Annotated in this window: 24 protein-coding genes; 8 read left to right on the top strand and 16 right to left on the bottom strand. The window is 69.2% G+C overall.

Features of this window, described 5'->3' with window-relative positions; genetic code table 11:
- Positions 1-264 precede the first annotated feature (264 nt).
- Entirely contained in the window at positions 265-2,490 is a 2,226-nt protein-coding gene (locus A5648_RS24610) for a hypothetical protein (RefSeq protein ID WP_065024558.1), read from the top strand.
- A 58-nt stretch (positions 2,491-2,548) separates the two neighbouring features.
- Here the strand turns inward: A5648_RS24610 and A5648_RS10890 are convergent, their stop codons facing one another.
- From A5648_RS10890 to A5648_RS10830, 14 genes are all read right to left on the bottom strand, one after another.
- Positions 2,549-3,817 carry a class I SAM-dependent methyltransferase gene (locus A5648_RS10890; protein ID WP_234787395.1) on the bottom strand — a complete coding sequence of 423 codons (1,269 nt, stop codon included), beginning with the start codon at positions 3,815-3,817 and terminating at the stop codon, positions 2,549-2,551.
- A gap of 346 nt (positions 3,818-4,163) precedes the next feature.
- On the bottom strand, positions 4,164-5,243 hold the full coding sequence (gene egtE, locus A5648_RS10885) for an ergothioneine biosynthesis PLP-dependent enzyme EgtE (RefSeq protein ID WP_065024556.1): 1,080 nt from the start codon (positions 5,241-5,243) through the stop codon (positions 4,164-4,166).
- On the bottom strand, positions 5,240-6,205 hold the full coding sequence (egtD, locus tag A5648_RS10880) for an L-histidine N(alpha)-methyltransferase (RefSeq protein WP_065024555.1): 966 nt from the start codon (positions 6,203-6,205) through the stop codon (positions 5,240-5,242). The genes egtE and egtD overlap by 4 nt, the downstream gene beginning before the upstream one ends.
- A complete protein-coding gene (egtC, locus tag A5648_RS10875; protein ID WP_065024554.1) occupies positions 6,202-6,894 on the bottom strand; it encodes an ergothioneine biosynthesis protein EgtC in 693 nt (230 codons plus the stop codon). The genes egtD and egtC overlap by 4 nt, the downstream gene beginning before the upstream one ends.
- A complete protein-coding gene (gene egtB / locus A5648_RS10870; protein ID WP_065024553.1) occupies positions 6,894-8,183 on the bottom strand; it encodes an ergothioneine biosynthesis protein EgtB in 1,290 nt (429 codons plus the stop codon). Before egtB ends, egtC begins: the two co-directional genes overlap by 1 nt.
- Positions 8,180-9,466, bottom strand: a complete 1,287-nt coding sequence (egtA, locus tag A5648_RS10865; protein WP_065024552.1) for an ergothioneine biosynthesis glutamate--cysteine ligase EgtA — start codon at positions 9,464-9,466, stop codon at positions 8,180-8,182. Before egtA ends, egtB begins: the two co-directional genes overlap by 4 nt.
- 66 nt (positions 9,467-9,532) lie before the next feature.
- Entirely contained in the window at positions 9,533-10,174 is a 642-nt protein-coding gene (locus A5648_RS10860; RefSeq protein WP_109470752.1) for a sensor domain-containing protein, read from the bottom strand.
- Between the two features lies 1 nt (position 10,175).
- Entirely contained in the window at positions 10,176-10,607 is a 432-nt protein-coding gene (locus A5648_RS10855) for an Ohr family peroxiredoxin (protein WP_065024551.1), read from the bottom strand.
- 32 nt (positions 10,608-10,639) lie between these two features.
- Positions 10,640-12,088 carry a catalase gene (locus tag A5648_RS10850; RefSeq protein WP_065024550.1) on the bottom strand — a complete coding sequence of 483 codons (1,449 nt, stop codon included), beginning with the start codon at positions 12,086-12,088 and terminating at the stop codon, positions 10,640-10,642.
- 88 nt (positions 12,089-12,176) lie between these two features.
- Positions 12,177-12,524 (bottom strand): hypothetical protein, encoded by a 348-nt coding sequence (locus A5648_RS23775; RefSeq protein WP_082966429.1) that lies wholly within the window; start codon positions 12,522-12,524, stop codon positions 12,177-12,179.
- A gap of 77 nt (positions 12,525-12,601) precedes the next feature.
- Entirely contained in the window at positions 12,602-12,949 is a 348-nt protein-coding gene (locus A5648_RS10845; protein WP_065024549.1) for a hypothetical protein, read from the bottom strand.
- Positions 12,950-13,014: 65 nt separating this feature from the next.
- Positions 13,015-14,139 (bottom strand): DUF4185 domain-containing protein, encoded by a 1,125-nt coding sequence (locus A5648_RS10840; RefSeq protein WP_065024548.1) that lies wholly within the window; start codon positions 14,137-14,139, stop codon positions 13,015-13,017.
- Between the two features lie 57 nt (positions 14,140-14,196).
- Positions 14,197-15,243: an aspartate-semialdehyde dehydrogenase gene (locus A5648_RS10835; RefSeq protein WP_065024547.1), complete on the bottom strand. Its 1,047-nt coding sequence runs from the start codon at positions 15,241-15,243 to the stop codon at positions 14,197-14,199.
- A 1-nt stretch (position 15,244) separates the two neighbouring features.
- Positions 15,245-16,510 carry an aspartate kinase gene (locus tag A5648_RS10830; RefSeq protein WP_065024546.1) on the bottom strand — a complete coding sequence of 422 codons (1,266 nt, stop codon included), beginning with the start codon at positions 16,508-16,510 and terminating at the stop codon, positions 15,245-15,247.
- 240 nt (positions 16,511-16,750) lie between these two features.
- Here A5648_RS10830 and leuA point away from each other — a divergent pair, with 240 nt between their 5' ends.
- Positions 16,751-18,604: a 2-isopropylmalate synthase gene (leuA, locus tag A5648_RS10825; protein WP_234787393.1), complete on the top strand. Its 1,854-nt coding sequence runs from the start codon at positions 16,751-16,753 to the stop codon at positions 18,602-18,604.
- Positions 18,605-18,821: 217 nt separating this feature from the next.
- Here the strand turns inward: leuA and A5648_RS10820 are convergent, their stop codons facing one another.
- Positions 18,822-19,811, bottom strand: coding sequence for a DEDDh family exonuclease (locus A5648_RS10820; protein ID WP_065024544.1), 990 nt, complete (start codon positions 19,809-19,811; stop codon positions 18,822-18,824).
- 72 nt (positions 19,812-19,883) lie between these two features.
- On the opposite strand from A5648_RS10820, the gene A5648_RS10815 reads away from it, so the two are divergent.
- From A5648_RS10815 to A5648_RS10790, 6 genes are all read left to right on the top strand, one after another.
- Positions 19,884-21,107, top strand: coding sequence for a Mur ligase family protein (locus A5648_RS10815; protein ID WP_065024543.1), 1,224 nt, complete (start codon positions 19,884-19,886; stop codon positions 21,105-21,107).
- Entirely contained in the window at positions 21,104-21,811 is a 708-nt protein-coding gene (locus A5648_RS10810; RefSeq protein ID WP_065024542.1) for a type 1 glutamine amidotransferase, read from the top strand. The genes A5648_RS10815 and A5648_RS10810 overlap by 4 nt, the downstream gene beginning before the upstream one ends.
- A 14-nt stretch (positions 21,812-21,825) precedes the next feature.
- On the top strand, positions 21,826-23,082 hold the full coding sequence (locus tag A5648_RS10805) for a PucR family transcriptional regulator (protein ID WP_065024541.1): 1,257 nt from the start codon (positions 21,826-21,828) through the stop codon (positions 23,080-23,082).
- 63 nt (positions 23,083-23,145) lie between these two features.
- Positions 23,146-24,369 (top strand): alkane 1-monooxygenase, encoded by a 1,224-nt coding sequence (locus A5648_RS10800; RefSeq protein WP_065024540.1) that lies wholly within the window; start codon positions 23,146-23,148, stop codon positions 24,367-24,369.
- A 70-nt stretch (positions 24,370-24,439) separates the two neighbouring features.
- Positions 24,440-24,622 carry a rubredoxin gene (locus tag A5648_RS10795; protein WP_065024539.1) on the top strand — a complete coding sequence of 61 codons (183 nt, stop codon included), beginning with the start codon at positions 24,440-24,442 and terminating at the stop codon, positions 24,620-24,622.
- Positions 24,619-25,791: an NAD(P)/FAD-dependent oxidoreductase gene (locus A5648_RS10790; protein ID WP_082966428.1), complete on the top strand. Its 1,173-nt coding sequence runs from the start codon at positions 24,619-24,621 to the stop codon at positions 25,789-25,791. The genes A5648_RS10795 and A5648_RS10790 overlap by 4 nt, the downstream gene beginning before the upstream one ends.
- On the opposite strand, the gene A5648_RS10785 is transcribed toward A5648_RS10790, so the two are convergent.
- Entirely contained in the window at positions 25,788-26,636 is an 849-nt protein-coding gene (locus A5648_RS10785) for a hypothetical protein (protein ID WP_065024538.1), read from the bottom strand. The two genes, A5648_RS10790 and A5648_RS10785, sit on opposite strands and share 4 nt — an antisense overlap.
- Between the last annotated feature and the right edge of the window lie 90 nt (positions 26,637-26,726).

Here is a 26,726-nt window from a genome sequence, read left to right as displayed (position 1 = left end):
TTCAGCGTCCATCATGGCGCAAACCCGCCGGGATCGGGCGGCGCTACGCGGGCGCGGGGACGGCTCGTGAACGACGGCCGCCCACAAAATTAGACAGTCTTCACGAAGCCATCAGACAGTATTTATTCGTGCGATCGCATATTTCCATGTGTCACCGGTAGATGTCGTAGTGGTGAACAAACGGTGTCGATCGAGTGGGCGAAGCCGTTGGTAAACCCTCGTCGCCTGGCCCGGGCACGTGGAGCTCGATCAATCGGAGAAGCAATGGACGTCGTTCTCGGTGTGGCACTTGCATCAACCCCGCCGGCCACCATCCACACCGTGCTGGTGGGCGGTGAGAATGGGGACGGCGTCATCCTCGAGACGCACAACTTCGAGGTGCCGACCGAGACCGTCACCGATTTCGCCGCGGTGGACGCGGCGATCGCCGCGATTCTGCAGGCGCGCGAAGCCGCCGGCTACGCCGGGTACCACTTGGTTTCGACCGGGTTGACGGTGACCGACCCGCTGGATGCCGCCGCGGTGAGTTCCCGGTTGGCCGCCAACGGCCTCGACGACGTCGCCGTGATCTCCCCCGCTCTGGCGGCCGCGAGCCTGGCGCAGAACCTGGGTCAGACGGTCGGCTGCGATCGGATGGGCCTGTTGTCGATCGAGTTGACGGAGGCGACCCTCGCCGTGATCGATTGCGCCGACGGCGCCATCACCCGCCTGTTCCGCCAGCCCCTGAACGCGGGCGATCCCACCGCCGCGGTCGACACGGTCGCCGGCCGGCTGAACGCTCCGGAGACCTGCCCGGACGGCCTGCTTCTGGTCTGCCCCGAGGCCGACTCGAGCGCGATCCGGCCTCGGCTGGAGGCGACGTGCGGCTATGAGGTGTGTGAGCCCGCGGAGCCACACGCGGCGCTGGCCCGCGGTGCTGCGCTGGCCTCCACCCGAGTGACCGGCGCTGTTCAGGCGTCGACCGCGGCGCTGGCCTACACGCAGGAAGCTGACTCTGGTGCGATCGCTGCCGGGTACTACGACATCCCCGGTTTCGGGGCCGACGATCTGGCCTACAGTGCGGTGCCCGACGAAGATGCCGACGCCGCAACCGAACTCATCGAACCGGTGGCTGCGCCGGCCAGGCGGCCGCTGCTGGTCGCCGGTTCGGTGCTGGCCTCGGCCACGTTCGCTGCGGCCTCGGCGCTGATGGTGGCGATGGCGCTGGACATCACTCCCAACCTGGTCGCGTTGCGACCGGAGATCGGCCGGGTACTGAGTTTCCCGCTCGAACCGCCGAAGCTGCAGGAGCCCGCCTTGCAGCCGTACGTCGAGCCGCCGGTGGCGAGAAACCAGCCGGACGCACTGCCACTGCCGCCGCTGGACATGCCGCCCGTGGCGCCGGTGTCGGTTCCGATTCCGCCGCCGCCGGACGCGTCGGCACCCCCGATGTTCGGCCCCCCGTTGCATACGCCGTCCCCGGCTGTGCCCGTCGCGAACCCCTTCATTTTCACCCCGGCTCCGCTGCCGGTGCCGCACTCGACTCCCGCGATCAGACCGGTCGCGGCGGCTCTGCCTGATCTGTCCTTCCTGCTCGGGCTGCCCGCGAAGCTGCCGGCCGCTCCCACACCGCCCAGCGCGCTGCCCGCACCGCCGCTGGAGATTCCGACCCCACCGGTGGTCAAGCCCGACCCGCCGGTGGTCAAACCGCTGCCGCCGGTAGAGATTCCGACTCCCCCCGTGGTCAAACCGCAACCGCCGGTGATCAAGCCGATCCCGCCGGTGATCAAACCCAACCCGCCGGTGGAGATTCCGACTCCGCCCGTGGTCAAACCCAACCCGCCGGTGGTCAAACCGCAACCGCCGGTGATCAAGCCGATCCCGCCGGTAATCAAGCCCAACCCACCGGTTCAACTGCCCGACCCGCCGGTGATCAAGCCCAACCCACCGGTTCAACTGCCTGACCCGCCGGTCAAGCTGCCCGATGCACCGATCAAGCTGCCGGACCCACCGGCCGTCAACCCCGGCCCCGGCATGCAGCTGCCAGAGCTGCCGGTCAAGCTGCCCGACGCACCGGCGGCCAACCCCAACCCGGGATTCCAGCTGCCGAATCTCCCGGCGCAGCTGCCAAGTTCAGGCCCACCGGCCGGCCTTCCCGCTCCTAAGGCACCCGCGATGCCCTGGCTGCCGGCACCCAAAGCCCCGGCACTACCGGCGTTTCCAGCACCGCAGGCACCATCGCTGCCCACACTGCCCGCACCCAGCGCGCCTTCGCTGCCCAAACTCGGTGGCAATCCCGGGGGCGGCATCTTCGGCGGCGGCAAACCGGGTGGCGGCATCTTCGGCGGCAACCCCGGCGGCGGTATCTTCGGCGGCGGCAAACCGGGTGGCGGCATCTTCGGCGGCAACCCAGGTGGCGGTATCTTCGGCGGCGGCAAACCTGGCGGCGGCCTGTTCGGCGGCGGCGGAGGTGGCCTCTTCGGCGGTGGCGGGGGACTGTTCGGCAAGTGAGCGATGGGTGCGGTGTCGACGCCCATCCGGCGCCGACACCGCACTCAGCCATCGGCTGCTACGGCTGCCACCAGGGCCGCAGTGGCAGGCCGCCGTCGTCGCCCCGCTCGTCGACCTTGACGGCCAGCACGTGGTGCAGCTGAAAAAGGTTGCGCTCGAAGCCCAGCACTGATGCGGCCATGTACAGGCCCCACACCTTGGCCCGTCCCAAGCCGACCTCGGCGACGGCCTCGTCCCAGTGGTCGACCAGGTTCTGACTCCAGGCGCGCAGCGTCTTGGCGTAGTGGTGCCGGAAGTCCTCTTCGTGCACCACCTCGAAACCGGTCTGCTGGACCTGGGTGATGATGCGGCCCGCGCCGGTGATCTCCCCGTCCGGGAAGACATAGCGGTCGGTGAAGGCGTCACCCTTGTAGGTGGAGTTGTCCGGCAACGTGATGCAGTGGTTGAGCAGCAGACCGCCGGGCCGGAGCTTGTCTTTGAGCGACCGGAAGTACGACGGGTAATTCTTCACCCCGATGTGTTCGGTCAGCCCGATGGACGAGATGGCGTCGAAACCGGCCTCCCGCACGTCGCGGTAGTCGCAGTGCCGGACCTCGGCGAGATCGGAGAGCCCCTCGTCGGCGATCGCCTGCTGGGCCCACGCGACCTGTTCGGCTGACAGCGTGGCGCCGATCGCGCGCACGCCGCGGCGAGCCGCGTAACGCACCATGCCGCCCCACCCGCAGCCGACGTCGAGCAGTCGGTCACCAGGCTTGAGCCGCAGCTTGTCGAAGATCAGCCGGTACTTGTTCTCCTGCGCTTCCTCCAGGGTCGCGTCGGCGCTCGGGTAGATCGCGCAGGTGTAGGTCATCGACGGACCCAGCACCCACTCGTAAAAGGTGTTCGACACGTCGTAGTGGTGATGGATCGCGTCGGCGTCACGCGCTTTGGAATGGCGCAGGCCGGCCGCCGCGCGACGGCGCCACTTGGCGGGCGCTTCCTCCGCAGGCGCCGCGATCGGCCGGAGATGCTTGAGACCGATCGAGCGGAGGATGTTGAGCAGCGTCTGCGGCGACGGCTGGGTGAACTCGAGATCCGCCAGGGCGTTCAGCACCTCGTAGGGATTGCCCGGATGCACACCGCGCAGTTCCAGGTCACCGGTGATGTAGGACCGGGCTATCCCGAGTTGACCGAGCGAGGTGGCCAAGTAGGTGGTAGCCCGCGGCGTGAGCAACTCCACCCCGAGCGGGGCGTCCTCGGGCCCGACGCTGCTGCCGTCGTAAGCGGTGATCCTGATCGGGGGCTCGCCGCCGCCGGCGAGAGCCAGCAATATTTCGGCCAAGCCCATTTTGCCGGTCGTGCTGCGGGTGTGTTCCTTGTTGATCGTGCTCGTCACTAGCTGGTACCGCCTATGCATCTCGAGAACAGAGAGGGGTCCGCACGCGGTCTGAACGGGTGGGCGGCGCCGAGTCGAATCAGTCCCGTCCTCCCCCACAGCGCAGGCTACTGCCCGAAGCGGCAATCCGCGCAAGCTATTCACGACGAAATTTGAAATAGCCAGACAGCGGGACAGATGATGATGAATAGCGGTCTGACGTACTGATTTTCGGCACGTCTGGCAGCAAAATCCATTTGCCAGAGCGTCAATTTTCACGAATAAAAGCCAATTGAACACAATTCGAGACCATCATTGATCAATCCGTCGATGTCACGGCCACCAACGCCTCGGCGAAGGCCGCCAAGTCCGTCTCGGTGGTGTCGACGTGCGGCGAGATCCGCAGCACCGGCCCGGTCAGCTCCAGCGGTGCGCGTTCGACGCCGGCGGCGGTGGTGACGATCCGGTGCTCGGCGATCAGGGCGGAGCGCACCGCCACCGGCTCGGCACCGTCGGTCGGCGCCAGCGTGGTGATCGCGCTCGGCTCGTCGACCGGCTCGACCACCCGCCAGCCCGCCAGCCCCGCCAGCGCCCGCCGGCTCAGCGAACCGACCTCGGCCAATCGAGCCCGCAGGGCCACCGGCCCGGCTGCCAGATACTCCCCGAGGGCAGCTGAAAACCCCACCTGCGCAGCAACATTCTCGTCACCGGCTTCCAGACCGGTCGCCAGCAGGTCGGCCAGTTCGGACCGTACCGCCAGCGCCCCGACGCCCCGCGGGCCGGCCAGCCATTTGCGTGAGGAGGAGTAGACGGCGTCGGCACCGACGGCGCAGTCGATCTGGCCCAGCGCCTGAGCGGCGTCGATCACCAGCGGCACTCCCACTTCCGCGCAGACCCCAGCCAGCCCGGCCAGCGGCTGCACCAGTCCCCGGTGACTGCTGACGGGGGTCAGGTGCACCAGGTCCGGCCGATCGGCGGCGAGCGCGGCCGCTGCCTCCTCGAGCATCAACCGACCGGTTCCGTCCACCGGCAGCATCTGCCGGCGGAAACCGCGCGCCGCCACCAGCGCCAGGTTGGGCCCGTACTCGCCGGGCAGGCAGGCCAGCGTGCGGCCGGCGGGCCATCGGGACAACAGCAGATCCAGCGCATGGCGCGAGCCGGTGGTGAACACCACCTCGGCGCCGGCCATCCCGGTCAGCGCCGCGAACGCGGCCCGCCCGGCGTCGAGCAGCGGTGCGGCGGCTTCGGCGGCGACGTAACCGCCGACCTCGGCTTCGTGGCGGGCGTGCTGCGCGGCGGCCGCCATTGCGGTGTAGCTCTGCCGCGAACAGGCGGCGCTGTCCAAGTGCAACCCGGCGACCGGTGGGCGCGCCGCGCGCCAGCGGTCGGCGAGACTCATTTGGCCGCGAGTGACAGACCGAAATCGCCTGCCGCGTCGGTCCACCACCGCCGGCTCTGCAGCCCCGCGGCGGCCAACTCGGCGGCCACCTGCTCGCGCCGGAATTTGCACGACACCTCGGTCAGCATCTCCTCGCCGGCCGCGAAGTCGACGACCAGATCCAGCTCACCGATGCTGACGTGCTGATCGGTACCGGCCCGCAGCCACATCTCGATGCGCTGCTCCGCCGAATTCCACCGCGCCACATGGGCGAACGCGTCCAGGTCGAAGTCGGCGTCGAGCTCCCGATTGACCACGGCGAGCACGTTGCGGTTGAACGCCGCGGTGACGCCTGCGGCGTCGTCGTAGGCGCGCACCAGCCGTGCGGTGTCCTTGACCAGATCGGTGCCCAGCAGCAGCCCGTCGCCATCGCGCATCGCCGCGGCGAGGGCCGCCAGGAACTCCGCACGCGGCCCGCGAGTCAGGTTGCCGATGGTGGAGCCCAGAAACACGAACAGCCGCCTGCCCCCGGCGGGGATCTGCGCCAGATGGTGCTCGAAATCGCCGCAGACGGCGTCCACCTGAACACCGGGGTAGTCCCCGGCGATGGCCGCCCCGGCCGTTTCCAGCACGCCGGCGTCGACATCGAACGGGACGAACCGGCGCAGTGAACCGTTGACGTGCAGCGCATCCAGCAGCATCCGGGTCTTCTCCGAGGTGCCGCTGCCCAGCTCGACCAGGGTGTCAGCACCGGACAGCTGTGCCACCTCCGCGGAGTGATCACGCAGGATCTCCGCCTCGGCGCGGGTCGGGTAGTACTCGGGCAACCGGGTGATCTGGTCGAACAGCTCGCTGCCGACCTTGTCATAGAACCATTTGGGTGGCAGTGATTTCGGAGTCTGACGTAGGCCGTGGCGAACATCGGTGCGCAACGCGGTGCGGGCGGCGTCGGCCGCCAGGTGGTTGGACAGTGAGACGCTCATCGGCTCACCTCCAACGCGGTGACACTGACGTCGCCGTCATGGGCGTCGACCAGGTGCCGGTCGGGTATGTCCACCCAGCGCGGATCGTCGTCGTAGGGTTCGCTGGCCAGCAGCACGCCATCGGCGCTGTGCAGCATCGACAAGGTGTCCCCCCAGGTCGTCGCCAGCAGCCGGGAACCGTTGGCGGCCAGCATATTCAGCCGGGCCTGCGGGTCAGCTGCACCGATCTCGGCGACCAACTCGCCGAGTGACGCCACGCCTCGCTCAAAGACAGACGCGGCCAGTATCGCGCTGTCACAAACGGATTCGGCTCCAGAGCAGGTGGGCAATACCGCGGTGTTCACCACGCCGTTGTGCGACAGCAGCCAGTTGCCGTCCGTGAACGGGGCGGCGGCACTGGCCTCGATCGGCATACCGACGGTGGCCGAGCGCACCGCGGCCACCACGCAGTGGCTCGACAATGCCGGAGCCACCGACGCGAACGAGGTATCGCCCCACAACGGCGACGCGCTACGCCACCGGCGCGGCACCGCGCCGTCGAAAAACCCCGCGCCCCAACCGTCGGCGTTGAGCAATCCGTGCTGCTGGCGGCGCGGCGCGTAGGACTGCACCAACAGCCCGCCCGGCGGCTCCAGGATCAACTCGGCCAGCGATCGCGGCCGGCCCAGCCAGCCCAGGTGCCGGCACATCAGGCGTCCCAGGCCAGTCGCACTCCGGCGAAGATCTGCCGCCGGTAGGGGTGATCCCAGTTGCGGAAGCTGGGCCGGAGGATCTCGGGCGCGACCGCCCACGAGCCGCCGCGCAGCACCCGATAGTCGCCGCCGAAGAACGGTTCCGAATAGCGCTGGTAGATCATCGGCGCAAAGCCCGGCCACGGCTGCAGCGCCGAACTCGTCCACTCCCAGACGTCGCCGAGCATCTGCTGCGCCCCGTACGCCGACGCGCCGCCCGGATACGCCCCGATCGGAGCCGGCCGCAGCGCCGCGCCGCCGAGGTTGGCCAGCTCGGCCATCGCCTCACCCTCGCCCCACGGGTGGCGGCGTCGGGCGCCGGCGCCGGGGTCCCAGGCGCAGGCCTTCTCCCATTCGATCTCGGTGGGCAGCCGGGCGCCGGCCCACGTCGCATACGCCTGCGCCTCGAAGTAGCTGACATGCTGCACCGGTTCGTCGTCGGGAAGGTCCTCGACGCGGCCGAACCGGGTCCGGGAGGCATGGTCAGGACTCCAGAATTGCGGCGCGCTCAGGCCGGCCTGCTCCCGGTGGTTCCAGCCTCGCTCGGTCCACCACCGGGGCTGCCGGTAGCCGCCGTCATCGATGAACGCCCGCCATTCGCGGTTGGTCACCGGTACCCGGCCGATCCGGAACGCGGCCACCTCGACGCGGTGGGCCGGCCGCTCGTTGTCGAGCGCGAACGGCTCATCGGTGAGGTCGACGCCGAGCACGAATTCACCGGCGGGCACCAGCACCGAGGTCCCGGCCAGCTCGGGCCGCCCGGCCGGCAGCGGTCGCCCCGCATCGAGCAGCGGCGCGCCGGTGCGCAGGTTCAGTGCCTGCAGCATGGTCTCGTCGTGCTGGTGTTCATGGCTGAGCACCAGACCGAACACGAAGCCGTCGGCGAAATCGCCGAAATCATCGGGCAGGGCGTCCAGTTCGTCGAAGACCTGGGATCGAACTGTGGCGCAATACTTCCGGGCTTGCTCCGGGCTCAGCAACGGCAGATCGACGCGGCTGGCCCGGGGATGGACGAACGCGTCGTAGAGGCCCTCGACGTCGGCTGGCAGCGTCCCGGGCCGGGCCGGATCGCCGCCGCGCAGCAGCCACAGTTCCTCCTGCTGACCGATATGGGCCAGGTCCCACACCAGCGGGCTCATCAATGGGTCGTACTGGCGGTGCAGTTCGGTGTCGTCGAAGTCGACGAGCGCCAGGGTGCGCTCGCGCGCCCGGGCCAGGCCGCGCGCCAGCGTCTCCGGTGTGCTCACGACTGCCCTCGCGCCAGCCGGGCCACCATCGCCGGGACACCGGTGCGGCCCACCTCGTCGGCGACGTCGTCGGCTGGGCAGCGGGCCCGTTCGGCCAGCCCGACCAGCCGGTCCATCCCGGCCCGCAGCGGCGCCGGCGCCTGATCGGCCACCAGCTCCAGGCACCGGCGCGCGGCCTTGTGCAGGCGCGGGTCGGCCAGGCCGATCCGGGCGGCGACGTCCCAGGCGGTCGCGACGGGCTCGACCGCGTCGGCGGCGGCGTCGGCGGCGACCGGGTCGTCGAGCAGGGTGGCCAGGGTGAAGACGAGGGCCGGCCACAGTGCGTCACCGACGCTGTCGAGGTAGCGGATCTCCAGCCACCCTCGCGGGCGCACCGGCGGAAACAGGGTGGTCAGGTGGTAGTCGAGGTCTTTGACCCCGGCGCGACGGCCGCCGAGGCGCACCCGGCCGTCGGCCCAGTCGGCGAACGGCACGTAACGGCTGACCGGGCTGGCCTCCGGGGCATGCACCAGCATCACGGGCGCCTTGAGCGCATAGCGCGCCCAGTCCGCGGCGGGATCGGTGCCGTCCAGACCCAGGACGGGACCGCAGCGCGCCGAGTCCAGCCGGCTCCACACCCGTTGCCGGGTGGAGCGCCAGCCGGAGAATTCCCCGCCCAACAGCGGGGAGTTCGCGGCGATCGCGACCATGGTCGGGCCCAGCGCGTGCGCCAGCCGCACCCGGTCGGCCCAGCCCGACCGCGGTCCGGCATCGAGGTTGAGCTGCACCGAGGCCGTCGACGTCATCATCGCCGCGCCGGCCGAGCCGGTGTGGCTGGCGGCGAAGAACTGCTCCATCGCCGCGTAGCGCGCGCCGGGGTTGACCCGACTCGCCGGGCGCAGCGGGTCGGCGCCGAGGGGCACCAGCCCCAGCCCGGCGTCGGCGAACGCCGAGCGCAGCACCGCTTGGTCGGCGGCCATCGCCTCGATCGCGGCGAGGGCACCCGGAAGCGGCGGGCCGGACAGTTCCACCGCGCCACCGGGTTCCACGGTGACCCGACTGTCGCCCGGCAACACCGGCAGCGACGTCAGCACCTCGCCGATCTCGGCCCAACCGGGGCGGCGCAGCGGATCGGCCGGATCGAAGCAGTGCGCCTCGATCTCCAGGCCCACCCGGCCCAGCGGTGCATCGGTGAGGCAGCGAACAGCGATGTACTCGGCGGCTTCGGCGGCCCCGCACAGTTCGTCCTCGTGGGGGCGCGGGTCATCGGCGCGGGACAGTGGTGTCGCCGCGACGAGCCCCATATATCAACCCCTCCGCCTGTTGATTTCCCCGACGCTACCGGAGTCGCCCGACAAGTTGACCGCCGTTTACTGGCCCAGGGAGTTCTGCATCGCCCCGGCCAGCACGTTCACCGCCGGCCCGGCGTTGCCGGACTGGCAGACCTTGGCCTGTAACAGCACGTTGGCCCGCAGGCGGGTCTGGTTGAAACAGCGGCGATCGGTATCGGCCTCCTGCTTGGTCCAGCCGGCGTCGGCCGCGGCGGCCGGCCCGCCCTCGAACGCCCACACCTGCGTGGCGCCGTTGTCCAGGTGCATCGCGGTGGTGCGACCCGAGCACCCGGTCGTGCGGTCGGTCGCCCGGTGGAAAGCCCGCTCCGCAGCGGCCTCGGTGGCGAACACCCCGACCGCCTGTTTGACGAAATGGGTTTGGTCGGTGGCCGAGGTCTGGGTCACCGCACTGTTGTAGGAGGCCAGGTCGGGATCGTTGTAGACCTCGGGCAGGCCGATGTCGGCCCAGTTGTTGCATGCCGGGTCGTCGACCCAGAACGCCTGGAACGGCGCCCCGGACACGGCTTCCCAACCCATCGGGGCGCCGACGATGTTTCCGACCGACCCTTTCGGCAGGACCGCATAGGACACCACGCCCGGGTCGGAGGGCCGTGCCGTGACCGCAGGGGCAGCTGCGAGCCCCAGACCGGTCGCCACCACCAATGCCGCGGCGGCCCGCACGCTACACCGTCGCCGACACGATGAAGTCGGCGTTGCCGCGGGTGACGCGCGAGTACGGGCACACCTCGTGGGCCTGCGCCATCAGGTCGTCGGCGATGGCCTGCGACAGCCCCGGCAGATTCCCGATGATGGTTCCGGTCAGGCCGAATTCTTCGGTGGCGGCGTCCTTACCCAGGGCGACCTGGACGGTGACGTTGGTGGCGTCGTCGAGCGCGACGGCGGACCGGCGCGCCACCAGGCGCAGCGCGCCCAGGAAACACGCCGCGTAGCCCGCGGAGAACAATTCCTCGGGGTTGGTGCCCTCACCGTTGCCGCCCAGCTCGCGGGGCGGGCGGGTGTCCAGGTCGATGCGGCCGGTCGCGGAGCGGACGTGGCCGTCTCGACCACCGCCGGTCGCTGTCGACTCGGTGGCGAAAACGACTTTGATACTCATGGCTCGATCATGCCAGGACGACGGCCCGCCCGTCAGGCAAGGTTGGCCCGCACCCCCGCCTCCACGGCGCGGCCCAGGTCCGGATCGACGTTGTGCCAGTACTCGAACACCCGCGACAGCACCGGCTCCCGCACTCCGTTGGAAGCATGTCCAATGATGTTGTCGGCCAGTCGCTTTCGCTGATCATCATCGTAGACGTGCCGAACCAGGGTTCCGGCCTGGCCGAAGTCGTCGTCGTCTTCGCGCAGTGTGTACGCGGCGCGCACCATGTCTCCGTCGGCGTGCCAGCGCACCTCGGCGGCGCGGGCCGGGTCGGCCACCGGGCCGCCGACCGAGTTCGGCGCGTACACCGGGTCACTCGCGTTGCGGAACCGCATGGCGCCGTCCTTGGAGTAGGCGTGCACCTCCGTTTTCGGTGCATTGACCGGCAACTGGTTGTAGTTGGTCCCGATCCGGGCACGATGGGCGTCGGCGTAGGAGAAGCCGCGAGCCAGCAGCATCTTGTCGGGGCTCAGGCCGGTGCCGGGCACGGTGTTGCTGGGCTCGAACGCCGCCTGCTCGATCTCGGCGTGGTAGTCGGACACGTTGCGGTCCAGCGTGAAGCGTCCGACGTCGATCAGCGGATAGTCGGCGTGCGGCCACACCTTGGTGAGATCGAACGGGTTGAGCCGGTACGTCTTCGCCTGCTCGAACGGCATGATCTGTACCTTCACCGACCAGCTGGGGTATTCGCCGCGTTCGATCGCGTCGTACAGATCGCGCTGGTGGTAGTCGGCGTCGGCGCCTGCGAGCCGCTCCCCCTCGTCCTGGGTGAGGCACTCGACGCCCTGATCGCTGATGAAGTGGTACTTGACCCAGAAGATCTCGCCGGCGGCATTGACCCAGCTGTAGGTGTGGCTGCCGTAGCCGTTCATGTGCCGCCAGGATTTCGGCAGACCCCGGTCACCCATCAGATAGGTCACCTGATGCGCCGATTCCGGGCTGAGCGTCCAGAAATCCCACTGCATGTGGTGGTCGCGCAGATTGCTTGCCACCAGACGCTTTTGGGACCGGATGAAGTGCTGGAACTTCATCGGGTCGCGGAAGAAGAAGATCGGGGTGTTGTTGCCGACGATGTCGAAGTTGCCCTCGGCGGTGTAGAACTTGAGCGCAAAGCCGCGCACGTCGCGCCAGGTGTCGGGGCTGCCGCGTTCGCCGGCGACGGTGGAGAACCGGGCTAGCAGTTCGGTTTCGGCGCCCGGCGCGAATACCGCGGCGCGGGTGTAGGCGCTGACGTCCGCCGTCACCTGCAAGCGGCCGAACGCTCCGCCGCCCTTGGCGTGCGGCTGGCGTTCCGGCGTGCGCTCCCGGTTGAACATCGCCATCTGTTCGAGCAGGTAATGGTCCTGCAGCAGGATCGGGCCGTCCGGGCCGACCGTCAGTGCGTCGCTGTCACTCGGCGCCGGAGCACCGGCCTCGGTGGTGGTGTGGTGCTCGGTCATCGGTGTATCTCCATTTCAGGTCGGCGCAACCGGAACAGACCCGCGCGAATCCCCTTGGGATCGTGGGGCGTTGGTGTGCTGGGAACGACTAACGGTGCGGCGGGGGCGGCGGGACGCCCGGTCCGCCCGGCCCGTTACCGGGACCGGCGGGACGGAAGCCGGGCCAACCCGGTTCGTTACCCGGACCAGCGGGCCCGAAGCCCGGGCCCATCGGCGGACCGTGATGCATCATGCATGGCCCGTGACGGTGTCCGTGCCAACCGCTATCGCTGAGGTAGGTGCCTGCGCAGAAGATCACCGCGGCGACGAACACGGTCCCGGCGATGATCACCACCCATGCTGCTACCTGAAACAGCCGGTTCGGTTTGGCCGGTGGCGACGGAGGCGGTGGCGGTGGCGGTGGCGGCGCCGGTTTGGGTGCGGGTGTCTCGGTCATATCCCGTAATCATGCCTGAGAACCAGGCCAGCCGCCGCCCTTTGAGGCGGCGGCTGGTTTGCTGGTGGCCGGACCGGCTACCGGCCGGGCGGGGGCGGCGGCGACGGGGTGACCGACGGCGGCAGCTCGCCGGGCCCAGGTCGTTCCGGACCCGGCATCATCGGGCCCGGCCCGCGGTGCGGGCCATGGTGGAACCCTTTGTGGAACATCGCGCCGTGGTGAGGCCCGTGGTGTTTGTGGTGGCAGTGGTGACCACGCATGCCGCCGTTGGCATAGACGCCGGCGAAGAAGATCGACGAGACGATGAAGACGATCCCGGCGACGATGGCGACCCAGGCGGCGAGCCGGTAGACCCAGTACGGCTTGGGCTCGACCGCGCGGGGCGGCACGGCCGGGGGCTGGGTGGTTTCAGGTGTTTCGCTCATGGTTGACATGGTGCGCGAACAATCGCCCGGCATCGCTAGGTGCCGGCTATGCGTCCGCTATGAGCTCAGGGCGCTGACCACGGCTTGAACGGATTGACCGCGAACTGGATCACCCGGTACGGCGCCCGGTGATGCGGCTCGGTGTTCCACTGGCTGATGAACACCCGCAGCTCGTCCAGCGTCGAGCCCGGTGAGATGTAGCCGCCGTAGGGCTGGGCCAGCCGGTTGTCGAACGGTGAGGGCAGGGTCTCCACGGGCACCGGCGCGTCCGGCCACTCGGTGTGCTGCACCACCGTGGTCACCGGCGCGGTGCCCAGCCCGGTCGGCTCGTAGGCCACCCGGACCTCCATGTTCCCGGTGGTCCCGTTGAAGTAGGACAGCACCGGCTTGCCGTCGACCTGGCGCAGGCTCAGCTCGCCGATCTGGTCGTTCCATAACGGTGTGGGTTTATGCCCCCAGCCGTTGCCGGCCGCCCAGCCCTGCCAGGCCGACCGGTCGGTGAACGCCTCCGGAGCGACCCGGTACAGCGTCACCGACGCGCTGCGGTCGAAGTTGTTGGCGACGAGGTACACCCAGCCGGTGACCGAGTCCGGTGTCGGAACCGGGTCGTAGTAGCCGCTGATCTGGGATTGGCCGAAATCCTGATAGGAGGCCGGTCGTACCGAACCCGGTACCGTCTGCCAAGCCGGTTGCACCGGATCGGCTTTCACCAGACGTGAGGTCTGGGGCACCAGCATCGTGGCGGTGGTCACCATCAGGTAGTTGGTCCGGTTGATCGACACGATCCCGGCCGGCAACTGCGTGCTGCCGGCCGGTGACGGGTCGGCCAGCAGCGGTCTGTCCACCCCGATCACCCCGGTGTAGCGCACCCCGGCGGGGTCGTCGACCGAGTCCGGGTCGAGCCGCAGCGCGATCGGGGAATACCAGCCGCCGAACCCGACACCTTGGCCGGCGAAGCTGTCCCCGCAGATCTGCAGCACCGCGGTGGGGAACTCCATGAACTCGCACAGATCGGTCGCGCCGATGCCGTAATCACCGGTGAGCGTGCCGGTTCCAGCGCTCGGCCCGATCCGGACCACCTGACCCTCGGCCAGCGGCCACAGCACCGGACGCGGGATCGGCGCGGGCGGTTCGGCATGTGCGGGCGGGCAGACCAACAGCGCGATGACTCCCATTGAGCGTGCAACCATTGCGAAATTCCGCGCGGTTTTTCGCAGCCGGTGCACGTTCGGCGCCTCGGAGCGGGGTCAGGCCCCGGAAGACGCAGCCAGCAGCTCGGCGATCTGAATCGTGTTGAGCGCGGCCCCTTTACGCAGGTTGTCCCCGGAGACGAACAACGCCAGGCCGCGCCCGTCGGGCGCACCGGGGTCGACCCGGATCCGACCCACCAAGGAGTCGTCGGCGCCGGCGACAGCCAGCGGGGTGGGCACATCGGTCACCGTCACACCCGGTGCTGCCTTCAGCAACTCGGTGGCCCGCTCCGGCGAGATCGGCCGGGCGAACTCGGCATTGATCGACAGCGAGTGCCCGGTGAACACCGGCACCCGAACGCAGGTACCACTCACCAAAAGGTCTGGGATGCCGAGGATTTTGCGGCTCTCGGACCGCAGCTTCTGGTCCTCGTCGGTTTCACCGGAACCGTCGTCGACGTAGCTGCCGGCCAGGGCGACCACGTTGAAGGCGATCGGCGCGACGTACTTGTTCGGCGCCGGGAAGTCGACTGCGCCGCCGTCGTGCACCAGCTGCTCGGCGCCGTCGGCGACCGCGCGCACCTGCCCGGCCAACTCCTGCACCCCCGCCACGCCGCTGCCCGAAACCGCCTGGTAGGTCGACACGATCAGCCGGGTCAGGCCCGCCTCGTCGTGCAGCGGCTTGAGCACCGGCATCGCGGCCATCGTGGTGCAGTTCGGGTTGGCGATGATGCCCTTCTTCAAGGACACCCCGCGCACATCCCGGTCGAAGTTCACCTCCGAGACCACCAACGGCACGTCGGGGTCTTTGCGCCAGGCCGAGGAGTTGTCGATCACCGTCACCCCGGCGGCGGCGAAGCGCGGCGCCTGCACCTTCGACATCGCGCCGCCGGCGGAGAACAGTGCGATGTCCAGGCCGGTCGGGTCGGCGGTCTCGGCGTCCTCGACCTCGATCTCAGCGCCGCGGAACTCCAGCTTGCGCCCGGCCGAGCGCGCCGAGGCGAAGAACCGCAGCTGATCGGCGGGGAAGTTGCGTTCTTCCAGCAGGTTGCGCATCACCTGGCCGACTTGGCCGGTGGCACCGACTACGCCTAATGCGACCATCTCAGCGTCCCGTCCCGGCGTACACCGTCGCCTGCTCGTCGCCGCCGAGGCCGAACGCCTGATGCAGCGTGACCACGGCCTTGTCCAGGTCCGATTCGGCCACCAGCACCGAGATCCGGATCTCCGAGGTGGAGATCAGGTCGATGTTGACGCCGTTGTCGGCCAGCGTCTCGCAGAAGGTGGCCGTGACGCCCGGGTGGCTGCGCATCCCGGCACCGATCAGCGACACCTTGCCGACATGGTCGTCGTAGAGCACCTCGGTGAAGCCGATCTCGCTCTTGCGGGACTCCAGCATCGCCACCGCGGCGGGCCCGTTGTCGCGCGGGCAGGTGAAGGTGATGTCGGTCTTGCCGTCCTCGACCTTGGAGACGTTCTGCAACACCATGTCGATGTTGATGTCGGCGTCGGCAATGGCGCGGAAGATCTTCGCCGCGTAGCCGGGCAGGTCGGGAATGCCGACCACGGTCACCTTGGCTTCGCTCTTGTCGTGGGCAACTCCGGTCAGGAGGGCGTCTTCCATGGGGATGTCCTTGATCGATCCGGAAACGATGGTGCCGGGCTTGTCCGAGTAGGAGGACCGGACATGAATGGGCAGGTGGTAGCGGCGGGCGTACTCCACGCAGCGCAGCATCAGCACCTTGGCGCCGCACGCGGCCAGTTCGAGCATCTCCTCGAAGGTGACCTTGTCCAGTTTCTGGGCGTTGGGCACGATGCGCGGGTCGGCACTGAAGATGCCGTCGACGTCGGTGTAGATCTCGCAGACGTCGGCGTTGAGCGCGGCGGCCAGCGCCACCGCGGTGGTGTCCGAGCCGCCGCGGCCCAACGTGGTGACGTCTTTGGTGTCCTGGCTGACGCCCTGGAAGCCGGCGACCATCACCACCTGGTTCTCCCCGAGCGCGGCCTGCAGCCGGCCCGGGGTGACATCGATGATCTTGGCCTTGCCGTGCACGCCGGTGGTGATCACCCCGGCCTGCGAGCCGGTGAACGAGCGGGCCTGGCAGCCCAGCTCCTCGACGGCCATCGCCACCAGGGCGTTAGAGATCCGCTCGCCGGCGGTGAGCAACATGTCCAGCTCTCGAGCCGGTGGGGACGAGCAGACCTGTTGGGCCAGGTCCAGCAGGTCATCGGTGGTGTCGCCCATCGCCGAACAGACCACGACGACGTCGTCGCCGACGTTCTTGGTCTCGACGATGCGCTCGGCGACGCGGCGGACCCGGTCGGCGTCGGCCACCGACGATCCGCCGTATTTCTGCACGACGAGCGCCACGGCTGTCCCTTCTACGTCCACGGGGTTTTGGGCCGACAATCAGGATACGGGGTCGTCCTCGCCGCGCTCACGCCAGCAGGATGGCGGCTTCGCTACCGGCGCGGCTTCGCCCGACCAAGGTCTGCCGTTTTCGCCGTGGCGCCTTTGCCGCGCTAAACTGGCCGACGTGCAGCGGGTGCTCCTTCTCGGACGCCGCGACGGGGTCTGATCCAGACCGGCCTCCCGTCGCGGGTGTTCGCGATGCGCCGGTCTTCAGGTCCCTCTGACAAACCCGGAGCAATCACCGTGACTACTTTCTCCAGCGCCGACTCCTTCACTTCGGGGCGCCCCATCACCAAACCCGCCGGGCCGCCCAGCCCCGGCCAGCCCCCCTGGAATCAGCAGCGCGGCTCGGCGATGCCGGTGCAGCGCTACCGCAGCTTCGCCGAAGAAGTCGAGCCCGTCACCCTCAAAGACCGCACCTGGCCGGACACCGTCATCGACAAGGCACCGCTGTGGTGCGCGGTGGACCTGCGCGACGGCAACCAGGCGCTGATCGACCCGATGAGCCCGGCCCGCAAACGCCGCATGTTCGACCTGCTGGTGGCCATGGGCTACAAGGAGATCGAGGTCGGCTTCCCCTCGGCCAGCCAGACCGACTTCGACTTCGTCCGCGAGATCATCGAGTCCGGTGCGATCCCGGACGACGTCACCATCCAGGTGCTGACCCAGTGCCGCGACGAGCTGATCGAGCGCACCTTCGAAGCGTGCGACGGCGCCAAGAACGTGATCGTGCACTTTTACAACTCCACCTCGGTCCTGCAGCGCCGGGTGGTGTTCAAAGCCGACCGGGCCGCGGTGCTGCAGATCGCCGTCAACGGGGCCCGCAAATGCCTGGAGGAACAGGCCAAGCATCCGGGCACCCGGTGGCGCTACGAGTACTCCCCGGAGTCCTACACCGGCACCGAGCTGGAGTACGCCAAAGAGGTATGTGACGCGGTGGGCGATGTGATTAAGCCATCGCCCGATTCGCCGATCATCTTCAACCTGCCGGCCACCGTGGAGATGGCCACCCCGAACGTTTACGCCGACTCGATCGAGTGGATGCACCGCAACCTGAAGCGGCGCGACTCGGTCATCCTGAGCTTGCACCCGCACAATGACCGCGGAACTGCCGTCGCCGCAGCGGAATTGGGTTACCAGGCCGGGGCGGACCGGATCGAGGGCTGCCTGTTCGGCAACGGCGAACGCACCGGCAACGTCTGCCTGGTGACGCTCGGGTTGAACCTGTTCTCCCGCGGGGTGGACCCGCAGATCGACTTCTCCAACATCGATGAGATCCGCCGCACCGTGGAGTACTGCAACCAGCTCAACGTCCCCGAGCGCCACCCCTATGGCGGCGACCTGGTTTATACGGCGTTCTCCGGCAGCCACCAGGACGCCATCAACAAGGGCCTGGACCAGATGAAGGTCGACGCGGATGCCGCCGACTCCGATGTCGACGACATGCTCTGGCAGGTTCCCTACCTGCCGATCGACCCGCGCGATGTGGGCCGCACGTATGAGGCGGTGATCCGGGTCAACTCGCAGTCCGGCAAGGGCGGCGTGGCCTACGTGATGAAGACCGACCACGGGCTGGTGCTGCCGAGGCGGCTGCAGATCGAATTCTCCAAGGTGATCCAGCACCTGACCGACGGCGAAGGCGGCGAGGTCACCCCGAAGGAGATGTGGGACGCGTTCGCCGACGAGTACCTGAACCCGGTGCGGCCGCTGGAGCGGATGCGGCAGCGGGTGATCGCCGCCGAAACCGACGACGGCACCGACCGCATCGAGGCCACGGTCTTGGTCGACGGGGTGGAGACCGAGATCGCCGGCGCGGGCAACGGCCCGCTGGCCGCGTTCGTCGACGCGCTGGCCCAGGTCGACGTGCATGTGCACGTGCTGGACTACTCCGAGCACGCGATGAGCGCCGGCGAGGAAGCTCAGGCCGCGGCGTACGTGGAGGCATCCATAGGCGGAAACTCCGTGTGGGGCGTCGGGATCGCGTCGTCGATCACCACGGCGTCGCTGCGCGCGGTGGTCTCCGCGGTGAACCGGGCGGCCCGGCTGGGCTGAGTCCCGCGGATAACTCCGGCCCCACCAGCAACCGCGAGGTCGGCATGTGGTTGTTGCCCGCCTATGAGCGACAACCGAGGTTATGTCAGTGCGGGCGCCGGGGTGGGCGGTCGACCTAACGCACGTTGTCGCTCAAAGGCGGGCACAAGCGATGCGCCTTCCCGCCCGTGACAGCTGGGGCAGATGGGGCGACGGTGCCCTAAGAAACGGACTGCGCTCAGAACAGCGAGATCTGCTCGCCGGCCAACCCGGCGTCGGCGAACTGCTCGATGCCGGTGCCTTGGACGACCCGGTCGACGCACGCCATGAAGTGCGCGTCGGTGACGGTCGGCACGCCGAGTTCACGCGCCTGGTAGCCCTTGCCCTGCTCGGCGTGGTCGTTATTGCAGATCACCAGTGAGGTGTTGGTGTCGACGACGTCGCTGTAGGCCAGCCCGGCGTGCAGGATGCGTTCGACGAGTTCCTCGTGGGTGCGACTGCACTCCGCCGACAGCGCCACCCGCATGCCCTGCACCAGCGGGCGGCCCCGCACGTAGCGGCCGGGGTTGAGGTAGGCGCACGGCATCCGCGACGCCAGGGCCTTCAGCGGCCGCAGCTCTTCGTGGGTGATCCGGCCGTTGGGCCACCGGCGGCGGGTGACCGGCCGCACCGGCAACCAGACGTCCCGTTCCCGGGCCCGCTGCAGCGCCGGCTCCAGCACCCCGGCCAGCACCCGGGCGTCGTCGAGCGCGTCGTGCGCGCGGGTCTGGACGATGCCCCAGTGCGCGGCGAGGCTCTGCAGACGCAGGTTGGCCAGCCCAAGATCCAGGCGCCGGACTAATTCCAGCGTGCACATCACCGAGTCGACGGGCAGTTCGGCGCCGGCCATCTCGGCTTCGACGGCCAGGAAGGTGTAATCGAAGGCCACGTTGTGCGCCACCAGGGTGCGTCCGGCCAGCAGCTCGGCGACCTCGTCGAAGACGTCGGCGAACCGCGGCTGGCCCGCCAGCATCTCGGCGGTGAGTCCGTGCACATGGGTGGGGCCGGGGTCAGTGCCCGGGTTGACCAGGCTGGAGACCGATCGCTCGATCCGGCCGTCGGCGTCGAGTGCCAGGGCGGCGACGCTGAGCACCCGGGCCTGGCCGGGCCGAAACCCCGACGTCTCGACGTCGACGACGACCCAGCCGTCGCCGGGATCGCGGGCCGGGCGCCCCCACAGCGCACTCATGCCATGAGAATGGCACGCCGGGGTGACGAAGCCCGGTCGCCCCGGCCCGTGTCGTGAACTTAAACTCTGGCAGTGATCACCGCCCGTGGACGCCTCGCGCTGGCCGCCGGAGCGAGCGCCCGCTGGGCGTCGCGGGTCACCGGCCGCGGCGCCGGCGCCATGATCGGCGGCCTGGTCGCGATGACACTCGACCGCTCGATCCTGCGTCAGCTGGGCACCGGACGGCGCACCGTCGTCGTCACCGGCACCAACGGCAAGTCGACCACCACCCGCATGATCGCCGCCGCGCTGCGTGAGCTGGGCCCGGTGGCCACCAATGCCGAAGGCGCCAACATGGACGCCGGGCTGGTGGCCGCACTGGCCGCCGACCGCACCGCACAGCGCGCGGCGCTCGAGGTCGACGAGATGCACGTGCCGCACGTGGCCGATGCGGTCTCGCCGGCCGTGGTCGTGCTGCTCAACCTGTCCCGCGACCAGCTGGACCGGGTCGGTGAGATCAACGCTGTGGAACGCGCACTGCGCACCGGGCTGGCCCGGCATCCGCAGACGGTGGTCGTCGCCAACTGCGACGACGTGCTGATGACCTCGGCCGCCTACGACTCCCCCAACGTGGTGTGGGTCGCCGCGGGCGGCGGCTGGGCCGGTGACTCGGTCAGCTGCCCGCGCAGCGGCGAGGTGATCGATCGCCGCGACGAGCACTGGCGCTCGACCGGATGCGACTTCGCCCGGCCCGCCCCGCAGTGGTGGTTCGACGACGACTCGCTGTACGGACCCGACGGGCTGGTGCTGCCGATGCGCCTGTCGCTGCCCGGAAACGTCAACCGCGGCAACGCCGCCCAGGCCGTCGCCGCCGCCGTCGCGCTCGGCGCCGACCCGGTCAAAGCGGTGGCCGCCGTATGCGCCGTCGACGAGGTGGCCGGGCGCTACCGCAGCGTGCAGGTCGGTCAGCACACGGTGCGAATGCTGCTGGCCAAGAACCCGGCCGGCTGGCAGGAGGCGCTGTCGATGGTCGACCACCAGGCCGGCGGGGTGGTGATCGCCGTCAACGGGCAGGTGCCCGACGGCGAGGACCTGTCCTGGCTGTGGGATGTGCGCTTCGAGCACTTCGAAGGGGTTCCGGTGGTGGCCGCCGGGGAGCGCGGCACCGACCTGGCGGTGCGGCTCGGCTACGCCGGTGTGTCACACACCCTGGCGCACGACACCTGCGCGGCCATCGCGTCCTGCCCGCCCGGGCGGGTGGAGGTGGTCGCCAACTACACCGCGTTCCTGGCACTGCAGCGGAGGCTTTCGTCATGACGGTGCGGATCGGGCTGGTGTTGCCCGACGTGATGGGCACCTACGGCGACAGCGGCAACGCGGTGGTGCTACGGCAGCGCCTGCTGCTGCGCGGTATCGCCGCCGAGATCGTCGAGATCACCCTGGCCGACCCGGTACCGGAATCACTCGATCTCTACACCCTGGGCGGCGCCGAGGACTACGCGCAGCGGCTGGCCACCCGGCACCTGATCCGGTATCCGGGATTGCAGCGTGCCGCCGAGCGCGGAGCGCCGGTGCTGGCGATCTGCGCGGCCATCCAGGTGCTCGGGCACTGGTATGAGACCTCCGCCGGGGAACGCGTCGACGGGGTCGGGCTGCTCGACGTCACCACCGCACCGCAGGACACGCGCACTATCGGCGAAGTGGTCGGCACCCCGCTGCTGGCGGGACTGACGCAGCCGCTGACCGGCTTCGAGAACCACCGCGGCGGCACCGTGCTGGGGCCTTCGGCAACACCGTTGAGCGCGGTGACCAAGGGCGCCGGGAACCGGACCGGCGACGGACACGACGGCGCCGTGCAGGGCAGCGTGGTCGCCACCTATCTGCACGGGCCGTGCCTGGCCCGCAACCCGCAACTGGCCGACCTGTTGCTGTCGAAGGTGGTCGGCGACCTGGCGCCGCTGGAGCTTCCCGAAGTCGAGATGCTGCGCGCCGAAAGACTGAGCGCGCCGCGGCGCGCCTGACTACGTTTGCGACCATGACCGATCCGAGCACCGTTGCCGACGCGGCGATCGGAATCTCCCAGCGGCTCTACGATCGCCTGGCCGATACCACCGCAGTCATCGAGGCACTGGTGGCCAAGGAGTCGCCGGACCTGACCGCGGACTCGTCGCTGCTGCAGCTGCTGCACGAAACCGTGACGGCGAACGTCGAAACCTACTTCTCGGCGATCCGGCACAACATCCCGGTGGCCGACGTCGCCGCGCCGCCCGTCGCTTTGGAGCACGCCCGCCGGTTGGCGCAGCGCGGGGTGCCGGTGAACGCATTGGTACGGGGCTACCGGCTGGGCCACTCAATGGCGCTGCGGGTGGTGCTGGAGGAGATCCGTTCCGCCGACCTGGATCCCGATCTACGGCTGGATGTGCTCGGGGAGATGTCGACACTGATGTTCGGCTACATCGACGAGATGTCGCAACAGGTGTCGGCCGTCTACCAGGCCGAGCGCGAACGCTGGCTGGAAAGCCGAAACGCGGTGCGCGCCTTGCGGGTCCGAGAGATCCTGACCGGGGACAGCTTGGACGTCGACGCCATGACGGCCGCGATCCGCTATCCGCTGCGGCGAACCCACGTGGCGCTCGTCGTGTGGTACCCCGAGGCTGGCGGCGACAAGCTCGCGGCCGCCGAAGGTTTCATCAAGCAACTCGCCGAATCGGTTGCCGGGCAGGGTGCACCGCTGTTCATCCCGGCTGACAGCGCCACCGGGTGGGCCTGGATTCCGTTGGCGTCGAATGCCGGTGCCGAGGCGGTGGAACAGATCCGGTCCTGCGCGCAGGCCGATGAGCCCTGGGTGGCGATCGGTAATCCGCTGCCCGGAGTGCAGGGCTTCCGCCGGTCGCATCAGCAGGCGCTGGCCACCCACACCCTGGCAGTAGCCTCCGGCTCGGTCCGGGTCAGCGCGGCAAGCGATCCGGGACTGTCGGCCGCGGCACTGCTCGGCGGTGACAACGTGGCCGCCGCACGAGCCTGGGTCGGCGAAATCCTCGGCCCGCTGGCCTGCGCGACCGACGGCGACGAGCGGCTGCGCGACACGCTGCGGGTGTTCCTGCGGACCGGTTCCAGCTTCAAGGCGGCCGGCGAGCAGCTGCACTTCCACGTCAACACGATGAAGTACCGCGTTCAGCGCGCGATCGAACGTCGCGGCCGCCCGATCACCGAGGATCGGCTCGACGTCGAGATCGCGCTGCTGCTCTGTCAGTGGTACGGCGCCGCCGTGTTGTCTCCCGAAGACGAATAGCCGGCCGAATTCCGGTTTCGCGGGACGAGCGGCGAGTGGGCGCCGATACCTAACGTCGGCGACATGAACACCGAACTGAGTGACAAGCCAAAAATCTGGCACGACAAGAAACGACACCTGTGGCTGTTGGGCCTGTTCGTGCCCACCATGATGTTCCTGGTGCTGCCGCTGGTGTGGGCGATGAACCAGGCCGGCTGGCAGACCGCGGCGCAGCTGCCGTTGTACATCGGGCCGATCCTGCTCTACGTGATCCTGCCGGTGCTGGACCTGTGGGTCGGGGCCGACGGGCAGAACCCGCCGGATGAGGTGATGCCCGCCCTGGAGAACGACAAGTACTACCGGTACGCGACCTACGCCTACATCCCGCTGCAGTACGCCAGCGCCATCCTGGGCGCCTACCTGTTCACCGCCTCGGACCTGGGCTGGCTCGGCTTCGACGGGTCGCTGGGCTGGCTGGGCAAAATCGGTGTGGCGATGTCGGCGGCCACGGTGGCCGGGGTGGGCATCAACACCGCTCACGAATTGGGCCACAAGCGGGACTCGCTGGAGCGGTGGCTGTCCAAGATCACCTTGGCGCAGGTCTGCTACGGACACTTCTACGTCGAGCACAACCGTGGCCACCACGTGCGGGTGGCCACCCCGGAGGACCCGGCGTCGGCGCGTTTCGGCGAGACGTTCTGGGAGTTCCTGCCGCGCAGCACCTGGGGCGGCATCCGCTCGGCGTGGGAGCTGGAGGCGGCGCGGATCCGTCGTACCGGCAAGAACCCCTGGAACCCGCGCACCTGGTGGGGCAACGACGTGATCAACGCGCTGGCGATGTCGGTGCTGTTCTGGGGCGTGATGATCGCGGTGTTCGGTGTCGCACTGATCCCCTACCTGCTGATCAACGCTTTGTACGGCTCGTCGCTGCTGGAGTCGGTGAACTACCTGGAGCATTACGGCCTGGTGCGTCAGAAGCAGGCCGGCGGCCGCTACGAGCGCTGCACCCCGCAGCACAGCTGGAACTCCGACCACATGGTGACCAACCTGTTCCTCTACCACCTGCAGCGGCACAGCGACCACCACGCCAACCCGACCCGGCGCTACCAGACGCTGCGCAGCTTCGAGGACTCGCCGAACCTGCCGGCCGGATATGGAGCGCTCATTGGGGTGACCTACTTCCCGCCGGTGTGGCGCAAGCTGATGGACCACCGGGTGCTGGAGCACTACGCCGGTGACATCACCCGGGCCAACATCCAGCCGCGTGTGCGGGCGAAGGTCCTGGCGCGGTACGGGGCGGCCGCCTGATGGCCGCCCACGGATGCCCTGACGGTGCAGTACGCGAAAAGCTGGATTTCGAACCGATGGGAGTGAACTCATGAACGACTACAAACTGTTCCGGTGCCTGCAGTGCGGCTTCGAGTACGACGAGGCGCTGGGTTGGCCGGAGGACGGCATCGCCCCGGGCACCCGCTGGGCCGACATCCCCGAGGACTGGAGCTGCCCGGACTGCGGTGCGGCGAAAGCCGACTTCGAGATGGTGGAGGTGGCGCGGCCGTGAGCGGGGTCGTCATCGTCGGGGCCGGCCTGGCCGCGGTCCGTACCGCGGAGCAATTGCGCCGCAACGACTATGCCGACGCGATCACCATCGTCGGCGCCGAGGCCCATCTGCCCTACGACCGTCCGCCGCTGTCCAAGCAGATGCTGCGGGGTGAGGTAGACGACGTGGCTTTGAAGCCGGCGGCGTTCTACGAGCAGCACCGCATCGGGTTGCGGCTCGGCGTCGCCGCCCGTGGCGTCGACGCGGCCGCCCACACGGTCACGCTGGCCGACGGGGAGGTGCTGCGCTACGACCAGCTGGTGATCGCCACCGGCCTGGTGCCGCGGCGCATTCCGTCGTTCGGCGAGCTGGACGGCATCTGTGTACTGCGGTCGTTCGACGACTGTGTGGCGCTTCGGGAGCAGGCCGCGGGCGCCCGGCGTGCCGTGGTGATCGGGGCGGGGTTCATCGGCTGCGAGGTCTCGGCCAGCTTGCGCAGCTCGGGGGTGGATGTGGTGCTGGTGGAACCCCAGCCCACCCCGCTGGCCTCCGTGCTGGGCGAGCAGCTGGGCGCGTTGGTCACCCGGCTGCACCGCGACGAAGGCGTCGACGTGCGCACCGGCGTGACCGTGACCTCCGTCGCCGGGACGGACGGCGTGGAGTCGGTGACGTTGTCGGACGGCTCGGTGTTGGCCGCTGATCTGGTGGTGGTGGGCATCGGGTCACAGCCCGCCTGCGACTGGCTGGCCGGCAGCGAGATCGCGGTGGCCGACGGGATCGTCTGCGACGAGGTCGGGCGTACCAACGCCCCGGACGTCTGGGCGCTGGGCGATGTGGCGAGTTGGCGCGATGGCACGGGTTCCCAAGCCCGGGTGGAGCACTGGAGCAACGTCGCCGAGCAGGCGCGCAGCCTGGTGTCGGCGATGCTGAACCTGGATGCGGTGCCCGCCGCGGGTGTGCCGTACTTCTGGAGCGACCAGTACGACCTCAAAATCCAGTGCCTCGGTCACCCGCGGGCCGGCGACACCGTGCACCTGGTCGAGGATGACGGCCGCCGGTTCCTGGCCTACTGCGAGCGCGACGGTGTGCTGGTCGCCGTGGTGGGCGCGGGCATCCCGGAGCAGGTGCGGACGGCTCGGGGGAAGATCGCCGCGGGGGCACCGATTTCCGAAGTGCTGCAACCGGCCTAAGGCCGCCGGCCGCGGGACCGCAGCGCCTCGGTGACGCGGCGGACGGTCTCGCTGGAGTTGTCCTCATTGATGACCCGGATGTTGATCCAGCCCAGGCGTTCCAATCTGCGCTGGCGCTTGTGGTCTTTGACGTACTGCTGACGATCCTTTTGATGGTGATCCCCGTCGTATTCGGCCGACACCTTGTAGTCCTCCCAGCCCATATCAAGCCAGGCGAACGGCCAATACCCCCGCTCGATCACCGGGATCTGGGTGGTCGGGACGGGCACGCCGGCGTCGATCAGTCGCAACCGCAGCCAGGACTCCCTGAGTGAGGCGGCGCCGGGATCGACCAGTGGAAGCGCCGCCCGCAGCTTTCGTAAGCCGCGCGCGCCGTTGTGATGCTTGGCGATCAGCAGCACATCCTCAGCGCTGAACGGGGTGGCCCGGGCGAGGGCGTCGAGCCGGGCCACCGCGTGAACTCTTGGCAGGTGCCGGCCCAGGTCGTAGGCGGTGCGGGCGGGTGTGGTGACCGGTATGCCGGCGACTGTGGTTATTTCCTCGCCGGCCAGGGTTTCATCGCGGGCGATCAGGCCCCGCGGTGGCCGGGTATTCGGCCAGATCAGTTCGATCGGGATATCGGAGTCCACCCACCTGGCGCCGTGGAGGGCCGATGCGGCTAACCCGGCAATGACGCCTCGCCGTCCAGAACGGAGCCACGCCCCCTCTACCCGGTCGTGCAGGCTGGGCTGATGTCGTGTCGGCACATAGACGTCGCGGAAAATCGCCCGGTGCCAACGGCGCAGCTCGTACTCGGTGAGGCGCCCCTGGGCCAGCGCTTCGCTGCCGATGAGGACCTCTCCCATGGCCAGATCCTGCCGACGGGGACTGACACGTTCACCGAGCCTGTAGTTGGCGCGAAGAAGTGCGAGTAGCGAGCACGGTAACCACAGGCT

It is taken from the genome of Mycolicibacter sinensis, from assembly GCF_001673565.1.
GTDB classification, from domain to species: Bacteria; Actinomycetota; Actinomycetes; order Mycobacteriales; family Mycobacteriaceae; genus Mycobacterium; species Mycobacterium sinense_C.
The sequence above is the reverse complement of the archived record's forward strand: the minus strand, read 5'-3'. Positions and strand labels throughout refer to the sequence as shown.

Excerpts from the sequence above, each read along its gene's own strand:
- A5648_RS24610 (WP_065024558.1), top strand. The coding sequence starts at position 265 with ATGGACGTCGTTCTCGGTGTGGCACTTGCATCAACCCCGCCGGCCACC.
- A5648_RS10890 (WP_234787395.1), bottom strand. The coding sequence starts at position 3,817 with ATGGGCTTGGCCGAAATATTGCTGGCTCTCGCCGGCGGCGGCGAGCCC.
- egtE (WP_065024556.1), bottom strand. The coding sequence starts at position 5,243 with ATGAGTCTCGCCGACCGCTGGCGCGCGGCGCGCCCACCGGTCGCCGGG.
- egtD (WP_065024555.1), bottom strand. The coding sequence starts at position 6,205 with ATGAGCGTCTCACTGTCCAACCACCTGGCGGCCGACGCCGCCCGCACC.
- egtC (WP_065024554.1), bottom strand. The coding sequence starts at position 6,894 with ATGTGCCGGCACCTGGGCTGGCTGGGCCGGCCGCGATCGCTGGCCGAG.
- egtA (WP_065024552.1), bottom strand. The coding sequence starts at position 9,466 with ATGGGGCTCGTCGCGGCGACACCACTGTCCCGCGCCGATGACCCGCGC.
- A5648_RS10855 (WP_065024551.1), bottom strand. The coding sequence starts at position 10,607 with ATGAGTATCAAAGTCGTTTTCGCCACCGAGTCGACAGCGACCGGCGGT.
- A5648_RS10850 (WP_065024550.1), bottom strand. The coding sequence starts at position 12,088 with ATGACCGAGCACCACACCACCACCGAGGCCGGTGCTCCGGCGCCGAGT.
- A5648_RS23775 (WP_082966429.1), bottom strand. The coding sequence starts at position 12,524 with ATGACCGAGACACCCGCACCCAAACCGGCGCCGCCACCGCCACCGCCA.
- A5648_RS10845 (WP_065024549.1), bottom strand. The coding sequence starts at position 12,949 with ATGAGCGAAACACCTGAAACCACCCAGCCCCCGGCCGTGCCGCCCCGC.
- A5648_RS10840 (WP_065024548.1), bottom strand. The coding sequence starts at position 14,139 with ATGGTTGCACGCTCAATGGGAGTCATCGCGCTGTTGGTCTGCCCGCCC.
- A5648_RS10835 (WP_065024547.1), bottom strand. The coding sequence starts at position 15,243 with ATGGTCGCATTAGGCGTAGTCGGTGCCACCGGCCAAGTCGGCCAGGTG.
- leuA (WP_234787393.1), top strand. The coding sequence starts at position 16,751 with ATGCGCCGGTCTTCAGGTCCCTCTGACAAACCCGGAGCAATCACCGTG.
- A5648_RS10820 (WP_065024544.1), bottom strand. The coding sequence starts at position 19,811 with ATGAGTGCGCTGTGGGGGCGCCCGGCCCGCGATCCCGGCGACGGCTGG.
- A5648_RS10810 (WP_065024542.1), top strand. The coding sequence starts at position 21,104 with ATGACGGTGCGGATCGGGCTGGTGTTGCCCGACGTGATGGGCACCTAC.
- A5648_RS10805 (WP_065024541.1), top strand. The coding sequence starts at position 21,826 with ATGACCGATCCGAGCACCGTTGCCGACGCGGCGATCGGAATCTCCCAG.
- A5648_RS10800 (WP_065024540.1), top strand. The coding sequence starts at position 23,146 with ATGAACACCGAACTGAGTGACAAGCCAAAAATCTGGCACGACAAGAAA.
- A5648_RS10795 (WP_065024539.1), top strand. The coding sequence starts at position 24,440 with ATGAACGACTACAAACTGTTCCGGTGCCTGCAGTGCGGCTTCGAGTAC.
- A5648_RS10785 (WP_065024538.1), bottom strand. The coding sequence starts at position 26,636 with ATGGGAGAGGTCCTCATCGGCAGCGAAGCGCTGGCCCAGGGGCGCCTC.